Source organism: Rosistilla ulvae (genome assembly GCF_007741475.1).
Classification (GTDB): domain Bacteria; phylum Planctomycetota; class Planctomycetia; order Pirellulales; family Pirellulaceae; genus Rosistilla; species Rosistilla ulvae.
In genome coordinates, this window is record NZ_CP036261.1 from 284,457 (window position 1) to 301,028 (window position 16,572).

12 protein-coding genes are annotated in these 16,572 nt (G+C 58.9%); 5 read left to right on the forward strand and 7 right to left on the reverse strand.

Features of this window, described 5'->3' with window-relative positions; all coding sequences use genetic code 11:
• Nucleotides 1–55: 55 nt before the first annotated feature.
• Nucleotides 56–1,741: a glutamine--tRNA ligase/YqeY domain fusion protein gene (locus tag EC9_RS01050; RefSeq protein ID WP_246105902.1), complete on the forward strand. Its 1,686-nt coding sequence runs from the start codon at nt 56–58 to the stop codon at nt 1,739–1,741.
• Between the two features lie 176 nt (nt 1,742–1,917).
• On the opposite strand, the gene proS is transcribed toward EC9_RS01050, so the two are convergent.
• The gene (gene proS, locus EC9_RS01055) at nt 1,918–3,432 is read right to left on the reverse strand and encodes a proline--tRNA ligase (RefSeq protein ID WP_145341622.1); all 1,515 of its coding nucleotides are present in this window, start codon (nt 3,430–3,432) and stop codon (nt 1,918–1,920) included.
• A 358-nt stretch (nt 3,433–3,790) separates the two neighbouring features.
• On the opposite strand from proS, the gene EC9_RS01060 reads away from it, so the two are divergent.
• Nucleotides 3,791–4,762, forward strand: coding sequence for a 3'-5' exoribonuclease YhaM family protein (locus EC9_RS01060; protein ID WP_231745839.1), 972 nt, complete (start codon nt 3,791–3,793; stop codon nt 4,760–4,762).
• A gap of 108 nt (nt 4,763–4,870) precedes the next feature.
• On the opposite strand, the gene EC9_RS01065 is transcribed toward EC9_RS01060, so the two are convergent.
• The 3 genes from EC9_RS01065 to EC9_RS01075 form a co-directional block, all read right to left on the reverse strand.
• Nucleotides 4,871–5,878, reverse strand: coding sequence for a hypothetical protein (locus EC9_RS01065; protein WP_145341624.1), 1,008 nt, complete (start codon nt 5,876–5,878; stop codon nt 4,871–4,873).
• On the reverse strand, nt 5,875–7,707 hold the full coding sequence (locus EC9_RS01070) for a hypothetical protein (RefSeq protein ID WP_145341625.1): 1,833 nt from the start codon (nt 7,705–7,707) through the stop codon (nt 5,875–5,877). The genes EC9_RS01065 and EC9_RS01070 overlap by 4 nt, the downstream gene beginning before the upstream one ends.
• An 80-nt stretch (nt 7,708–7,787) precedes the next feature.
• Nucleotides 7,788–9,053, reverse strand: coding sequence for a MotA/TolQ/ExbB proton channel family protein (locus EC9_RS01075; protein ID WP_218934498.1), 1,266 nt, complete (start codon nt 9,051–9,053; stop codon nt 7,788–7,790).
• A 354-nt stretch (nt 9,054–9,407) separates the two neighbouring features.
• On the opposite strand from EC9_RS01075, the gene EC9_RS01080 reads away from it, so the two are divergent.
• The 3 genes from EC9_RS01080 (at nt 9,408) to EC9_RS01090 (ending at nt 12,125) form a co-directional block, all read left to right on the forward strand.
• On the forward strand, nt 9,408–9,818 hold the full coding sequence (locus EC9_RS01080; protein ID WP_145341629.1) for a hypothetical protein: 411 nt from the start codon (nt 9,408–9,410) through the stop codon (nt 9,816–9,818).
• 94 nt (nt 9,819–9,912) lie between these two features.
• Nucleotides 9,913–11,733: a helix-turn-helix domain-containing protein gene (locus tag EC9_RS01085; protein ID WP_145341631.1), complete on the forward strand. Its 1,821-nt coding sequence runs from the start codon at nt 9,913–9,915 to the stop codon at nt 11,731–11,733.
• 65 nt (nt 11,734–11,798) lie between these two features.
• The gene (locus EC9_RS01090) at nt 11,799–12,125 is read left to right on the forward strand and encodes a hypothetical protein (protein ID WP_145341633.1); all 327 of its coding nucleotides are present in this window, start codon (nt 11,799–11,801) and stop codon (nt 12,123–12,125) included.
• On the opposite strand, the gene EC9_RS01095 is transcribed toward EC9_RS01090, so the two are convergent.
• The 3 genes from EC9_RS01095 to EC9_RS01105 all read right to left on the reverse strand — a co-directional run bounded on the left by EC9_RS01095 (nt 12,122) and on the right by EC9_RS01105 (nt 16,060).
• Nucleotides 12,122–13,234 carry an HD domain-containing protein gene (locus tag EC9_RS01095; protein ID WP_145341635.1) on the reverse strand — a complete coding sequence of 371 codons (1,113 nt, stop codon included), beginning with the start codon at nt 13,232–13,234 and terminating at the stop codon, nt 12,122–12,124. The genes EC9_RS01090 and EC9_RS01095 overlap by 4 nt on opposite strands.
• 185 nt (nt 13,235–13,419) lie before the next feature.
• Complete coding sequence (locus EC9_RS01100; RefSeq protein ID WP_145341637.1) at nt 13,420–14,823, reverse strand: neutral/alkaline non-lysosomal ceramidase N-terminal domain-containing protein; 1,404 nt, start codon at nt 14,821–14,823, stop codon at nt 13,420–13,422.
• Between the two features lie 598 nt (nt 14,824–15,421).
• Nucleotides 15,422–16,060, reverse strand: coding sequence for a DUF3800 domain-containing protein (locus tag EC9_RS01105; protein WP_145341639.1), 639 nt, complete (start codon nt 16,058–16,060; stop codon nt 15,422–15,424).
• Between the last annotated feature and the right edge of the window lie 512 nt (nt 16,061–16,572).

Here is a 16,572-nt window from a genome sequence, read left to right on the forward strand (position 1 = left end):
TCTACCGATCTGTACTGATTTTACGTCTGCTCGACCCCGCCTGGAGTGTCCCCTCGTGAACGATTCGGCTAACGAACCTGAAGCCCGTCCGCTGAACTTCGTCGAAACCGCGATCCAAGAAGATCTTGCCGCCGGTCGCTTCACGACTGTGCAGACTCGGTTTCCCCCCGAACCGAACGGCTATCTGCACATCGGCCACGCCAAGGCGATCTGTCTGAACTTCGGTTTGGCCCAGCGAATGAACGGCAAGTGCAACCTCCGTTTCGACGATACCAATCCGTCGAAAGAGGAGACCGAATACGTCGACGCTATCATGGACGACGTCCGTTGGCTGGGGTTCCAGTGGGATTCGCTGCACTACGCCAGCGATTACTTCGAACAACTGTACGATTGGGCGGAGAAGTTGATCGCCGATTCGAAGGCTTATGTCTGCGATCTGACTCCCGAGCAGACGCGCGAATACCGCGGCACGATCACCGAAGCGGGAAAACCGAGCCCGGGCCGCGACCGCACGCCCGAGGAGAACCTCGAATTGTTCCGCGGCATGCGAGCCGGAAAGTTCCCCGACGGCAGCAAGACGCTGCGGGCGAAGATCGACATGGCATCGCCGAACTTGAATCTTCGCGATCCGGTCATGTACCGCATCTCGCGGGCTCACCATCATCGCACCGGCGACACGTGGTGCATCTATCCGATGTACGACTGGGCTCACGGACAGAGCGATTCGATCGAGGGGATCTCGTTTTCGATCTGCACCTTGGAATTCGAAAACCATCGCCCACTGTACGATTGGTTCTGCAAGTCGCTGGAGATTCATCATCCGCGGCAGATCGAATTCGCCCGGCTGAACATGACCTACACGGTGATGAGCAAGCGAAAGCTGTTGCAGTTGGTCAACGAGGGGCATGTCAGCGGATGGGATGATCCGCGGATGCCAACGATCTGTGGCCTCCGCCGCCGCGGCTTCACCCCCGAATCGATTCGCGATTTCTGTGATGACATCGGCGTCGCCAAGTTCATCTCGATGATCGACACCGGGCGACTGGAAAATGCGCTCCGCAAGCACTTGAACAAAGTTGCTCCGCGCCGCAACGCAGTCCTCGATCCGTTGAAGCTGACGATCACTAACTGGCCCGAGGGGAAGGTCGAGATGGTCGACGCGATCAACAATCCCGAAGACGCCACCGCCGGCACGCGGCAGTTGCCGTTCAGCGGTTCGCTTTACATCGAACAGGACGATTTCCAAGAGGAGGCGCCGAAGAAGTTCTTCCGTTTGAAGAAGGGTGGCGCCGTGCGACTGCGCTACGGCTATATCCTCGATTGTCACGATGTCGTCAAAGATGACGCCGGCAACGTGATCGAAGTCCTCTGCACGTACGATCCCGAAACAAAAAGTGGTGCCGACACGTCGGGCCGGAAGGTCAAGGGAACGATCCATTGGGTCAGTGCTCCGCACGCCAAAGAGATCGAAGTGCGTCAGTACGACCGCTTGTTTAAAGTCGAGAACCCCGAGAAGAACGATGCTGGCGGATCGTTCTTGGATCACCTAAACGAAGACTCGTTGAAGACGATCACCGCGGTTGTTGAACCGAGCCTGGTCGAGCTGAAGCCGGAGGATCGCGTGCAATTCGAACGCAAGGGTTACTTCTGCGTCGACAAGGATTCGACAGCTGAAAAGCCAGTCTTCAATCAGATCGTAGGCCTCCGCGACAGCTGGGCCAAGGCAAAAGCTAAGGGCTAAGCCGCCCCGTCTCGCGACGCACGTGGTTCCTCGTATCGGCGGGTGACATCAGCCGCCACGCGCTAGCAGATCGCATTGTGTTTTTTCGTTTAACCGCGAGCCCATCGGGCCGCGTGGTCCTGAAAAGCGCGGGGCGATGCCCTCGCGGTTAAACTCGATAGCTCTTCTCTTGCTGCTTAATAGGCCTTGGCGAAGATCGCTTTCTTTTCGGCTGGCTTACCGGTCAGGAAGCAGGTGCCGGGCGTGTCGTTGTCCTTCAGCGGAACGCAGCGGATCGTCACCTTCAGTTCTTTCAGCAGTGGTTCCAGGTCGTCTTCATTGCTGAAGTAGCAGCTGGCAAAGCCGCCGTGGATCTCCGGGCGGTCGGGGTTCTTGGCGGTGAAGTAGGCCCGGAAATCGTCGACGTTGTCGATATCGCGGGTGTTCTCTTCTCGCATTTTGAGCGCCCGGTCGAACAGGTTCGTCTGGATCGAATCGAGCATCCCGACGACATCGGCGACCAATTGGTCGCGGTCCATCGACTTGGTTTCGCCGGTGTCGCGGCGGCCGACAAAGACAGCGTTTTTGTCGATGTCTTTGGGGCCGACCTCCAATCGCAACGGCACGCCACGCTTGACGTGATGCCACTTCTTTTCACCGCCGCGGATTTCGCGGTCGTCGACTTCGATGCTGATCCGTCGGCCGCTGTAGTATTGCGCCGACAGTTCTTCACGCAGCTTGCCGACGTATTCCAGCACGGCAGCACGCTGTTCGTCGTCACGATAGATCGGCAGGATCACGATGTGCGATGGGGCCAGCTTCGGCGGCAGGATCAAGCCGTCGTCGTCGCTGTGGGTCATGATCAACGCACCGACAAGTCGCGTCGAAACGCCCCAGCTGGTCGTCCAGGCGAACTGCATGTTGCCGTCTTGGTCTTGGAACTGGATCTCTTGAGCCTTCGAGAAATTCTGTCCCAGGAAGTGGCTGGTTCCGGCCTGCAACGCTTTGCGATCTTGCATCATCGATTCGATCGAAAGCGTCGAAACCGCGCCGGGGAAGCGTTCGGCGGGGGTCTTTTCGCCTTGAATCACCGGCATCGCCATCCAGTTCTCCGCGAAGTCGGCGTAGACGTCGATCATCTTCCGCGTCTCTTCCAACGCTTCTTCGGAGGTCGCGTGAACGGTGTGCCCTTCCTGCCACAGGAATTCGGCCGTGCGCAGGAACAGCCGCGTCCGCAGTTCCCAGCGAACGACGTTTGCCCATTGGTTGATCAAGATCGGCAGATCGCGATAGCTCTGCACCCACTTCGCATACATCGACCCGATGATCGTTTCGCTGGTTGGGCGAACGATCAGCGGCTCTTCCAATGGGCCGGCTGGCTGTAGGCCGCCCTTGCCGTCGGGTTCCAAGCGGTGGTGCGTAACGACAGCGCACTCCTTGGCGAAACCTTCGACATGCTCCGCTTCTTTCTCCAGAAAGCTCATCGGAATGAACAGCGGGAAATAGGCGTTTTGGTGACCTGTCGCTTTAAACATGTCATCCAAAACACGCTGCATGTTTTCCCACAGCGCGTATCCCCACGGCTTGATCACCATGCATCCACGAACCGGCGACACCTCTGCCAAATCCGCGGCTTTGATGACTTGTTGAAACCATTCGGGATAATCGTCGACGCGGGTGGGCGTGATCGCGGTTTTCGGTGCTTTATTCACGGCAGGTTCGGCTTCGGATAAAGAGGGTATTGGTCAAAGCGAACATTGTAGGAACATTCTGAGGGTTGGGGGACTAGGCCCCGGCCTAATCGGCGTTTCAATTTGAGGTATCCGCCGGCTGGTGCTGGCGTCCGGTTTGTCCGAGGGAACGGCGAGCGATCGCGTGGCGGCTGATTTGCCCAAACACAAGCGCAGAATTGGGCAAAGGCTAGGCTTGGGAGAGGCCGATTCCGGCCCCTTCTGTCCCCGAAATCAGCGGTCTGCGGCTGATTCTGATCGGGCCAGCACTTGGCAGCGGCGGTGGGGCGTTCTACGTTGGGCGGCGGGAAACGTTACAAGAATATCCAAGGAGCGATCGGTGTCTGAGCGGCTTTTTATCAACCAGCTTTCGGAACAAACCCAAGTCGACGACGTTTATCGCGCTGCGGACAAGCAGTTGCGAGCCAATCGGCAGGGGAACAAGTACATTTTGCTGAAGCTGGCCGATCGGACGGGGACTCTGACCGGGATGTTCTGGAACGCGGAGGATCGCGATTTCGAGCGCTGCCAAGACAGCGAATATCTGCATGTCAAAGGCCGCACGCAGATCTATAACGGCAACATGCAGATGATCGTGACCGGGATCAGTCCCGTCGATCCGTCGCAGGTCGATCCGGCCGACTTCGATATGTTCGATGCCTCGGCCAGCGAGCAGGCTTTCGCACGGCTGAAGGAACTGTTGGGTAGTGTCCGCAACATTCACCTGCGTCAGTTGTTGGATGCTTGTTTAGCCGACGAAGAGTTTATGACGCGGTTCAAGCAGTCCCCGGCGGCGGTCACCAATCACCACGCCTTCCCCGGCGGCTTGCTGCGGCACACCGTCGACCTGATCGAATTAGCTCAGTTGATCGGGCCGCGTTATCCGCAATTGGATATCGATCTGCTGACCACCGGTGCCTTTCTGCACGACATCGGCAAGACCGAAGAGCTTTCCTCCGGCGGCGAACTCACTTACACCGACCGCGGCCAATTAGTCGGCCACATCGTGATCGGCGTCCAGTACCTGGCCGATCGGATCGCGGTGGTCGAAGCCGAAACGAAGTCGCCGTTCCCGGTGCAGCTGAAGTGGCATCTGGAGCATCTGATCCTCAGCCACCACGGCTTGCTGGAATATGGCAGCCCGAAGGTGCCGCTGACCCGCGAAGCGATCGCGCTACATCACTTGGACAACCTGGACGCCAAGCTAGCTGCCGCGACCAGCATCATCGACAGCGACATCAGCGGCGATAAGAACTGGACGAACTACAACCCCAGCATGGGCAAGAAGCTCTGGAAGTCGCCGATCGAATAGCGGGCTTCGGGTGAACGAAGCTCGCTGGGCTTTCTGGAAGAGTTCGTTTGGTTGCGGTCGCGTCGGGGCGATGTCTTGTTGTTGGCCAGGCAGACGCGGCCGACGCCGCTACTGCGACTGGCTGCGCGAGCCCGATGGGCTGCCGGCGATCGGATGGCCGTGGGGCAGGGGGCGACCGGCGGTGGCGAAACCCATTCGGTAGAGATACTCTTTGACCTGCCGGAATTGGGCAAAGCTCTCCGGATAAACCCAGACCGTGACGGTCGTGCTGGCGGGATCGCGGCCAGCCAGTTCATAGGCCAATTGCGATTGTGGCTGCAGCGCTTGAGCGATCGGTTCACCGATCGGTTCGCGCAGCGGTTCGATGATCAGTTCCGCCACCTGGACGCGAGATGCCATTCCGATCTGGCCACCGCGAGTGACCGATTCTCGCGACATTTGCATGCTGTAATGCGCGACGAAATCGCGGATCGGACCGACCGACGACTCCTTGTCACCGCTTCGCGCACTGCTGGCCAGTCGCTGGAAGTCCTCTTTGATCTCGTCTAACAATGCGTCGACCGGGACCATCGCCAGCAAACCGTCCTTCAAGCGGAAGTGAACCTCGTCGCCGAAGACGGTCTTTGCCATCGGCGTCGGTAAATGTTCGACGGCGACGATCGATTCGGGAACCTCTTCCAGCGCAGACGCTTGGGCGCTGAGTTCAGCCAGTTCGTTTTCGGCGATCTCGCGATCGCGTTGCAGCGCCGCCGTCTTTTGCTTTTGCTCGTCCATCTCCGCCAGCGATTCTTCCCATTGCTGCTGAGCCACGTCCAGCAATTGCATCAGGGCTTCGCGTTCTTGGCGGCGATGTTCCAGTTCGCCGTCGTAGGCGCTGATCGATTTCTCCAACCGCTCGACATCGCGGCTGACCGACAACGCGGTGCGGTGCTCGCGATCGATCAATGCCAGTTCCGCTTCGGTGGGCGGTTCGACCAGGATCTCTTGCGCCAACTGATGCGACTTCGCCCCCAAGATCACTACCAGGATGATCAGGATGCCAACCAGGTTGGCGACGATGTCCAAAAAGGAATCGTTGCCACCGGAGAGTTGATCGGAACGCTTACGTCGACTCATCGAACGCTCCTTCCATCGACGCCGATCCCGCTGCCATGAAGCAAGGTATTCAGCTGGTTGAAATTGGCTTCACCCCCAGGAGCGATCGCCACTTGCAAAACCGGTTGCCAACGACCGCCGGCGAGCGCGAGGCCCCAGTTGTCGACGCGTTGGCGAACGAGTCCGGCCAACCGCACGACCGCGGCCGATGGATCGGCAGGATCGACAAGGATCACGTCGGTGTCGTTGGACGAATCGCCGATCATCACCAATCGATTGCCATAACATTGAACCTTGACGTTGCGGACGACCGCCGGTCCGTCGGAAGCTCCTTTGCTGCCACGCATCGCCCATCCGCTGCCACGCTGCTGCGACAGCGGAGCGCTCGCCGAGACGCTTGCCGAAACACTGGCGTTCTGCGCGGCATCGGCATCGGTGCTGGCGTCGGTCCCCGATCCCATCTGCTGTGCCGACGTTTGCCCCGCGGCGGCACTGCCATCGGCAGCGATTCCACCCGCGGCGGCGGAGGACTGTCCCGACGCGTCTGCTTCGGTCCCTTCGCCTGCATCGGCTGAACCGTAATCGCTGCCAGTCGCGTTGGAACCTGCGGTCCCTTGCGTCTCGCCAGGGCTGCCAAAGTTGCTCCCTGCGCCTCCCGGAGGAGACAGCGATAGGGAATTGCTGTCGGCAGGCGAACCTCCCGGCGGCTGACCTGTCGATTGCGACGCGCCGGTTTGCCCTGACATCGAACCGGGCGTGGACTGTTGGGGCGAACCGGGTTGGCCCGCGATCGACCCCGGCGAATATTGGCCGGTCGAACCGTCGGAGCTGTTGGCGACCGACGACCCGAAATTCTGGTTCCAACGCTGCATCGGTTCTTGCATTCCCGGGCCGTTACCGCCGGAGTAGCCCGATCCCGTGGGGGATTGGCCGGGATGATTTCCGCTGCGACGGCTGGCAAATCCCGTCGATTGACGCTGTGTGGCATCGTCGATCGCTTCGCCAATCGGATCGGATCCCGAGAGCCCCTGGCGATACCGACTCGGCACGGCGCTGATCATTGTCGCGCGGCGGCGGACCGATTCGGCGACCACTTTTTCAGTTCGTTCGGCCAACACGTTATCCGGTTTGGGAAACGCCAACTCGACATCGGCGGGGACCAATTCGTAACCAAACTGATCGTCCCAGGCGGTCATCGAAACGCGAGCTGCGGTGTAGGCCATGATCCCATCGGGACGGACGATCAGCAGCGGATACGGAGGTTCGCTACCACTGGTCCCTTGCGATTCCCAGTAGTTGCGGATCGTGCGGAGCGCAGCGTCCAACGGATTGCCCGGACCCGTCGGGCCACGCAATTCATCGATCGTGATCCGAACCCCTTCGGGCTGCAGGACGATTTGATTCGCCGAACACTCCAGATAGATTGGCCGCCGCTGGGTTCCGTTGGGACCGCGGTGAGGCATGATCGCGACGCGAGGCCGCCGCCCGGCGTTGCGTTCCTTCAGGTCTTCCAACGATTCCTTCTTGTCTTCGATCTCGGCCGTCAGCTCTTCGATCTTCGACTTCAGTTCCGCTTCATCGGTATCTTCGATCAAAGCGCTGCGAATCTCCGACTGCAACGCTTCCAACTGACGCTTGACACGGCGCAGGTGATCCTCGACGTGCGCCAACTCCGACCGCCGCTCTTCGAGCACCTGGGTCTGTTGGTCGCGCACGTTCTGCAGCTCGTCGGCTCGCCAACGTTCTTGTTGCGCCACCTCGGTGACCTCTTGCAGCATCTCTTGACGCTGCTGTTGAGCCACTTGTTCGGCGCTATCCTTGGCATCTTTGGCGACCAAAGCGAGCAACAATATGAGTGTGCCTAGCGTACAGACGAGCACCGCAAGGAACGGAAACAGCGACGGCGCTAGACCAGGGCGTCTGCGCCTGCTCATGCCGCTTTACTCCGATTGGATTGCGATGGAACGCGATCGACGATCAAATCGATCGCGCGGGCCAGCGAACGCATCGCGTCGCTCATCTCCGGCATCGCGGAGAGTCCCGCGGTGTTGGTCTGCAGCAGTTCGCGAACCTCTGCCAATTCCTTGGCGCGGTCGGCCGTACCGATCAGCAGTTCGTTCTGTTGGGCGAGTGTCTGTTGTTGCACCATCAGAACCCGCGCGTTGTCGCTGAGCGCGGTCTGCCATTGCTTCCAACGTTGTTCGATTTGCTGCGAAGCGTTTTGGTGAGTCTTGTCGACGTGTTCGGCGTGGCTTTGCAGCGTCAGTTCGATCGCTTCGGTGAGCGCCGATTGCACTTGGTCCCCCGCGTTGCCGACGACGCTGGTCCAGTGGTCGTGAGCTGAATCGACGGTCTTCTTCCACAGTTCGGCTTGCGTTTCGACCAATTGGTTGACCGACGCTAAGACGGCCCGATTCATTTCGGCGATCGCTTGCAACGGTTGGTCCGCAGTCGATTCTTCGGGGAAACCGCCCGAGAGGATTTCGATCGACCGTTGATCCAGAGTCGCCATCAATTGGTTCATCTTCTTCTCGACAGGGAACTGCAAGAAGATCGCGATCACCGAAAGGACCAGCCCCAACGCCGTCGTATCAAAGGCGACGTACAAGCCGGCTTTCAAGTTGTCGACGGCGTTCTGCCCGTCGCTGAAATCGAGGCCACCAAGCGTCTGGGTGATGCCGACCACGGTTCCTAGAAAGCCCAACATCGGGATCGCCCAGACGATGATCCGCACCAATTGCAAGCTATCGTGCGATTGATCTGCTTCGCGATCCGAGACGTCTCGAAGATCGTCGTTTAAGAAACGCGTCGTTTTGCGGCGTTGCTGGCGCCCCAGCAGATCCTCCAGGCGATGGACCAACTGGCAACCGCGTTCGCTGCGCGGCAGCTGTGCCAAATGGTCGAGCCAATGGGTGACATGCTCTCCCAGGTCCGACGACGTCTGCTCCGCTGGCTTCAATTCACTGTCGGCCAGGCCGGCAACGATTCCCAACTGGCGACGCGTATCCAGATGCCGCACGACCAATCCGACCAGGGCGACAAAAAACAGGATCGTGGCCGCGTAAGCGACCGGGTGTCCCATGAAGTAGCGGTGCAGGAAAGGGACCGGGGAAACGTACAGCACGCTATAGAAGATCGCCGCGACCAGGGGGCCGAGGGCGACGCTAGCGAGACCACTCCAACTATTCGAAGACAAATTGTTTCGACCTGCCATCGTTTACCTTCGTTCGCACGCGAGATTCCGAACCGTGCGCCTGAGAGACTCGGCACACCTATCACTTCAAACCGTCATCGTCCGTTGCAAACGTGCAACTTGATCGGATCGTTAAAGTTTGCGCAACTGGACCCGCCAGGGGGGCGAATTCGTAAGCTATGGTTTGTTGCAGCGGTGAATGGGGAAAAGCTAGCAAGCGTAGATCGATCTTGATGTCGACAGCCCGGCCGGCCTACAAGCGGCGGTCTGAACGATTGATTCGATTGTGCGGCAAGTATCCTTCGCAGCGGCACAGCACGGCAGGTCGATCCCGAAAACGCTTGAAGCGTTTCGGCGATGATTCATAATGCCGTGAGGGATGCTTTTCCGCAGCTGGCACACGATATGGAGATGGGTGCGATGCGGTTATGGCTGGGACTTGTGATTGCTGTCTTTACCCTTGTTTTGGCGACCGTTTCGTCCGGTTCGGGAGCGGGGGAGACGCAGGCGAAACCCGAAGCATCGCGGCCAGCCCTGGTGGCTGGAGCTGGAGAATTGCTGGGATTCGTGAATCCTCAAGCAGATAACGGCCAGCAGATTACAATCGTAAATGCTACTCGCGGCACGATGCTGGTGTATCATATAGACGGACCCACAGGTCAGATTACGCTGAAAAGCAGTCGTCGGCTGACCTGGGATTTTTCCTTAGACGAATACAACGCCACTGCGCCGCTGCCGACCGAAATCCGGCAGATGGTTGAGCGTTAGGCCGGTCGGTCTGACGCTTGCCAAAGGGCCGCCAGTGGAACGTGAATCGACATCGCGCTTCTCTCTTCCTTTTCAGACACTGGTTCGGTAGGTCATGGCAAACAAATTCATCCCCCTCGAAGAAGCCGCACAGCTGTTGGGCGTTCCAACCGAAAAGCTGGTTGAAATGCGTTCAAGTGGAGATGTCCGTGCCTTTAAGGATGGAGCCAGTTGGAAGTTCCCCAAGGATGAGATCGACCGCCTGTTGGCCGATGGGATCGAAGGCGATTCGGGGATCTACACCGGCTTTGGTATCAGCGACGACGAAGGCTCGGCGATCTTGGTTGACGAGCAAGGAGCCGGATCGGGCAGTCGAATCATCGGCGGAAACAGCTCGCCAGCAGACGACGGCGACCTCGAAATCGGCGGTGAACCCGAAGGGCAGGGGAGCGACGTTGCCCTAGTTGCTCGATCCAACGACGATGCCGGCAGCGACAGCGATGTGCAAATCATCGCCAACGAGCTGAAGATCGACAGCGACGACCTGGTTACCGACAGCGGAGCGGGGGGCGACGTCCTCGATTCCTTCGAAGAGAGCGCTGCCGAAAAAATAAGCTTGAGCCTAGCCGACGATTCGATGGGCGATCTGGAATTGGCTACCTCGGGGCATTCTCCCGTCGAGGACGACGAAGTTGATCTGAGTATCGACCTGAGTCTCGCGGGTGACAGTCCTTCCGATGGAGGGGACATCGATCTCAGTCTTGCCGACGACGCTGCTAGCGATGGTGGTGATATCGATCTTTCGCTATCGGAACCTGCGACGGGTGAAAGCGATCTAGACCTCACGTTTGAACAGGACTACGACGACGTGGCCGGATCGGGACAGGGGGACAGCGCCATCCATCCACCCAAGATCTCGCTTGGAGCGGACAGCGATGTCGACGACCCGTTGGGCGATCTGGGCTTGATGGAAGATAGCGATGACGAAATCGATCTCTCCGATTCACCAGCAATAAAAACTCCCCAACGCAAATCTGGCAACGACGTCCTCTCCGAACTCGACCTCTTGGGCGTCGACCAAGGCGGCTCGGGCAGCCTGATCAGCGGCGACAGCGAACCTTCGCTGCTGGGCGATCTGGACATGGAATCGGCTCTTTCGGATATCTCCGATATCGATGACGCCCTAAACGACGACGATGATCTGGTCATCTCCGGCGACGACGACGACCTGGTTCTCGGCGGTGCGGGTAGCGACATTTCGGTCGTCGGCGACAGCGGCATCAATTTGATGAGCCCTTCGGACAGCGGCCTGTCGCTGGAAAGCGAACCGTTGGATCTGGCCGGATCGAGCATTTCGGCGTTGGATCTCGGCGGCGACGGCAGCGGCGTGACTCCCGGTTCGGGACCTGGCAGCAGCGGTCGATCGGCCGGCGGCAGCGGATCGCTTGTCGATTTTAAAGCGGACGAAGAGTTTCAGCTTTCGCCGTCGGGTATCGGCCTGGAAGCCGACGACGACAGCGCTTCGCAAGTGATCGAAGTCGAAGAATCGGACGCCTTTGGTGCCGCGATGGATCTCGGCGATGCGGGCTTTGTCGACCCTAGCACCGGCGATGGCCGCGGTTGGGCCGACCGGAATGAATTGCTAGCGGACGACGCCGAAGGGATCGACGAAGCCGGTCTCGTGGCCGATGGCGTGGAAGAGGATCTGATCGTCGCCAACGCTCCGGTGCCTCAAGCCGCCGCAGTGGCTCCTGGATACGAAGTCCCCTTCTCGATCTGGAATGTTTCCGCCTTGGCTGGCATCCTGGTGATGATGAGCGTCGGCGGGATGATGACGACCGATCTGGTCCGCAATCTCTGGACCTACAGCGAAACGACGAGCCCGATCAGTTCGTTGACCGAAACGATCTTGAGCGCATTGGGCATGAACGGCTAAAAGGGGAGTAAAATCCGCGCGGCTCGCTGCGGATCCCCCCCTGCATTTCCGTTCAGGCTTCTTCGATGAACCCCCAAGCCGCTTTTTTATTGTGCGTCGCGATGCTGTTACCGGCATCGACAGGCTGCAGCCTGTTTGGACGCGACAAGGCGGCTCATCTGGAATCGGAATCCGAACGGCTGCTAGCGGATTACCGCTACGAACGCGAGCGGGCCAATCGCTTGGAACTGCTCAATAACGTCTTGTCGCAGCGCGTCGAGAGCCTTGAGAAACGCTTGGCGATCCACGTCGATGGGGCCGAACCGACACCGGTCGCCGACCGTCGGCAACCGGTCGACTTTCCCAGCACCGCTCCCGCTGTCGATCCTTGGAAACCGACCCTCCGTCGCTAACCAAACATCGTTTCCAGGCTGCGGATATAGTCGAGCGCATCGCCGACATCATCCACCTGCACTCCCTGCTGGCGTCCCAGCCGATCGGCATCCGAGAGCGTCACTAAGTCATCGTGCCAAGGATGTTCCACCAACCGGCGACGCGCCCGGGCGCCGAGTGTTCGATCGCGCAACTGGTGAGCCAACATGTGGTGCTCGATCAACCAAGCGGTTCGCGGTTGGATAAATCCGTCGAGCGCTTCGAGCCCCGCGGCGACATGGTCCTGGGGATCGATCGCCTTGCCAACGTCGTGCAGCAGCGCCGCCAACAGAAAGTCCTCGTCGTAAGGCATCTCGTCGCGAGCGTGTTCGAAGACTTGCAAGCTGTGATAAAGAGCATCTCCCTCGGGATGATACTTCAGGTTCTGCTTGACGTTCTCCAGCGGCCACAATAACGACTCGTATAGCTGGAACCGATCGACTTGGCATTCGGCTTCCTCCAACGCATGATCCTGCTGATCGATCCCCTGGCCGTGCTCCAGTTCGATCAACCGCTGCAACTGCGGCAGGCTGGCCCGCTCGATCGCCTTCCCCGTGATCGAACTCCTGAATCGATGGCCGATCAGGGAGGGATGGTAGACCGTCAGTTCGACGGGAAATTCGTCGCGGAGATGGATGTGCGTGAAGACCCGTTCCTCGCCATCCTTGCGAACTCGCTTGCGCTCCATCTGGCAACCGCTACCCGTCTCTTCGACGTGCATCAAGATCGACTGCGGATTGCTGGCGAAGACATGGATGTCGATGTCCGATCCATCGCGGACGTGCCCGGTCAGAACGCTGCCGATCAGATAGGGATGGAACGCCTGCAACTGACGCATCCACCACAGCGCTCGCAGCCGCATCTTGTGCAGCCGTTGGGAATGCCCAACGTCCCCTTCATGCAACCGCGCCATCATCTGAACTTGGTCCCGGATCTCCGCATTGCTAGGGAGATCGGCCGGTTTGACCCAAGATTTTTGAACCCGCCGCGCCGCCTTCAGCTTGGCTCGGTAGTATTCGGATTCTTCGTGATCGTACAGCAGCCGAGCTGCTTCCCAGGCGATTGCATAACGCAATTTGGGTGATGCCATTTCGCGAGGCTCGAACGATGCGAGCCGGAAAGATCGAGTAACGAAAGGTCGTTGATGAAATTTACGCTATAGGATCGCTAACAAAATTGCAAGTCATTGGACAATGGCCACTTTCGCCCAATCACCACACGGCAGTGATTGGGCTTTGGATCGCTGTCGCACCATCATGGCTTGACCAACGGCGTCTACTTCAGATCCTGCATCAATTCTAACAGAGTCTCGGTGATGCGGTCCGAGGCGTCCAGTTGAACGCGGTTGGTTCCCATCCAGGTTTCGTAGCCGCCCAGTTTGTGTTGAGCCGGTGTGGGGAGGTAGCCGTAGCCGCCGTTGGCCAGTTCGATCGTAAAGGCGTCGTCAAAAGGAGCTTTCTGTTTGACGTCCAACCCGATCTGCGTGAAGACTTCAAACGGGATCGCGGCGATCGTCAGGTCGCCGATTCGCACCGCTTGCAACAGCACATCCCATTGGTCGGGACCTTCCAGCAGTCGCTGGGCGCGGCCGGCGTAGGTTTTCTGGTGTCGGTGGTACTCTTTGGTTCCCTCGGGCAACGCTTTGATCGATGCAAAATACTCCTGCATCTCGGCGTCTGGTTTGCGGACCTTCAGTGGCAGGTCGCGGTGAGCAAAGCTCAGTGGCACCCATTCCTGGAATTCGATCTTGGCGTGCGCGTCGATCACCTTGTCGGCCACTTTGTGTGCGACCTCGGTCATCTTTTCGTAAGGCTTGTAGGGGCGGCCGCGGTCGCGAAAGTTGATGTTGTTGACATCGCCGCTGGTTCCGTTGGTCAGGATGCCAACAAAAGGTTTGTCGCTGTCGGAAGCCTTCAGTAGCTCGCCGATCCGCTCCGAGAAGACGCCAAAGTAGTCAGCCGAGACCTCTCCTTTGCCCACGCCGCCGACGTAGTGCAACGAATAATTGGCCAACAGCGAAATCGGGCGGCCATCGATCGATTGAACGCTGATGAACGAGATCTCCGGATCGACGGGGCCCGCCGGCTTGATCAGGGTCGGGTGGCCGCTGGGTGGATTCATGCGAACTGTATCGACGCCGCCAAACGGATTGCGACGCTGCTTTTCATCGCCGATGTGCCAGCGGCGGTTGAAGACTTCCGATGGCTCTTCCCCCGAACCCCAGCCGATCTTGGCGGGTTCGAGATTCTCGATCGCTTCGGCGACTGCTTTGACGACTCCGGCAACCAGAATCGGGCGGTACTTTTCCGAAGTCGCTCGCGTTGCGCTGTGCGTGTGTGTTGCGGACATCAGCAGATTTTCACCGGCGATCGCGCCGGCTTGATCGATCTGCTCGCGCGCTTCGTCCCAGATCTCGCGCGAGATCCCAACGTTGTCGCAGACGACAAAACCGATCCGGTTCTTGCCGTCGTCCAGGATCAAACACTTCGCGTGCAATGGGTCGTGGATATGTTGAGCGGGGATCGGAGCCCAGCCGCCGACGACCAGTTCGCCAAGCGGAGGCGTGATATCGACCATCGCGGCACCCGCCTGAAACGTCGGCTTTTCCGCGGCGGTGGCATCGAGGGGAGCGATCGCGGCGGCGATCAACAACAGACAGAACGGGGCACAGCGCAGCATGACGGGGACCTTTTCCTTCTTGAGTGAATTCGTAGGCAGGGACGACAGATCCAACGCGATCACGGTGGGAAGCGGTCCCAAGAAGCGGGAACGCTTGATCGAGGAGGACCCCCGAAAGTATAGCAGTCAGCGAGGGGGGATGTCCTCAAGTTGTAAGACAACGCTGGCATGGCAGGCTGGGGCTGCAACCCTACACCCGCCCGAGCGAATCAGGGGAGGGGCGTAGAACCACCAGGAAAGCTGCTCTGTCCCCGGAACACAGGAAAGCTGCTCTGTCCCCGGAACACTTCCCAATCCAAAAAAGCACTTACTTCTCGCAAACCGGTGCTTTTTTCGTTTCAGCACACGCGGCAGATTGGGATCGGCGCGTTTCGAGACGTAAAGAATCGTTGCCTGCAGGAGACTTTGCTTGCGTCGCGCTCAGGCTGTCCCGCAACTCGCGCCGCTCGGCGGGGTGGAAGTACCGCACTATTCGATTTTCTGGTTGATGTTTTCTCTGCAGCGGGCGATAATTCTGTTGGAATTGACCCGTATGCCGAACAGTCACCCAGTGTGTGCGTTTCCGCAAGGAATAGGCGACGGGTTTTTTTGTGCGCACTCAGGTAGCGTCCGTTGCTGTCGGCCAAATCCGCACCTCCAATTCGTTGTGCTCGATCAAGCGACGAAACTGCCGTCGGTTCCCGGCGCTGCTGCTGTAGCATCTCGCAACGGCACCGCAAACCATGTCGGCCAGTTGGACGAGATTGTTTTTGTGCGAATCATCCGTCTTCACTTTCTTGACCGCATGCCGCTCTCCCGCATTGGCGTGAGTCTTTAAGTACTTCTTCAGTTGATTGACGAAGTCGCGATTGCCGCATCGATCCAGCACCACGATCGCGTCGCGTAGATGGGGAGCCATGTTCTCGAACAGCAGCCGAGTCGAATATTTGTAGCACGATCGACTATCGTGAAACCCTGGCCCCGAAATCAGCGACTTGTCGAGCACAAAGGTCGAGTACAGAAATTCAAACGACTGCACCGCCTGGAAGAATTGCAACCGGAACGCATCGGGCATTTTGGCAAACTTGAATTCGCGACCAGACGCGCCTGACTTTTGTCGGAATCGGTCAATTGCCTGATCGCACCGCAGGGCTTCATCCCGGTCGAGAAACAGCACGCCGGTCACAACAAAATATCGCGACGACCCCGCACCGAGCTTCATTCCGGTGTCGCCGGATTCATCAAAGAATACAAGCATCCCCCACCCTTCCTGAAAGATGCCAAGCGAACATCCATCCCGCACGCGACTCCGCCCACAACAAACTATTTCCGATACACGATGCCGAGTCCAGCTTTGGCGAACTCGGATTGGCGATCGGGGCCAGTTTTTGGCGAGCCAGCGAACGACGTTGATTTGACAACCAGGCCGTCACACGCCGGGCAACAACATCGGCGAGCGTTTCGAGTTCCAATGGAGACAACATTACGCCAGCCTCCAAAGTTGTTTGATGGCAGCGTGATGTTTTGCTGATTCGCTGGTCCTGTATCCAGCCTTGACGATTTCGCCGTCTCGATGCATCCGGGCAGGGCCCCCCCCCAGCGCCCGCCGATCAAATCCCTCGGGTGTTCGAATTAGCTTAGCCGCGTCTTCAAATGCAAAGGGGTGTCCGCTGCGAAGCAGACGCAGAAACTCTGATTCGGCTTCTAGGTGAGAATTAGCCACGGGAAGAGTCCTCCCGCGATTGGTTCTGCTGGACGCTCGTTTGTTCC

Excerpts from the sequence above, each read along its gene's own strand:
- EC9_RS01065 (WP_145341624.1), bottom strand. The coding sequence starts at position 5,878 with ATGAGTCGACGTAAGCGTTCCGATCAACTCTCCGGTGGCAACGATTCC.
- EC9_RS01080 (WP_145341629.1), top strand. The coding sequence starts at position 9,408 with ATGATTCATAATGCCGTGAGGGATGCTTTTCCGCAGCTGGCACACGAT.
- EC9_RS01085 (WP_145341631.1), top strand. The coding sequence starts at position 9,913 with ATGGCAAACAAATTCATCCCCCTCGAAGAAGCCGCACAGCTGTTGGGC.
- EC9_RS01090 (WP_145341633.1), top strand. The coding sequence starts at position 11,799 with ATGAACCCCCAAGCCGCTTTTTTATTGTGCGTCGCGATGCTGTTACCG.
- EC9_RS01095 (WP_145341635.1), bottom strand. The coding sequence starts at position 13,234 with ATGGCATCACCCAAATTGCGTTATGCAATCGCCTGGGAAGCAGCTCGG.
- EC9_RS01100 (WP_145341637.1), bottom strand. The coding sequence starts at position 14,823 with ATGCTGCGCTGTGCCCCGTTCTGTCTGTTGTTGATCGCCGCCGCGATC.
- EC9_RS01105 (WP_145341639.1), bottom strand. The coding sequence starts at position 16,060 with ATGCTTGTATTCTTTGATGAATCCGGCGACACCGGAATGAAGCTCGGT.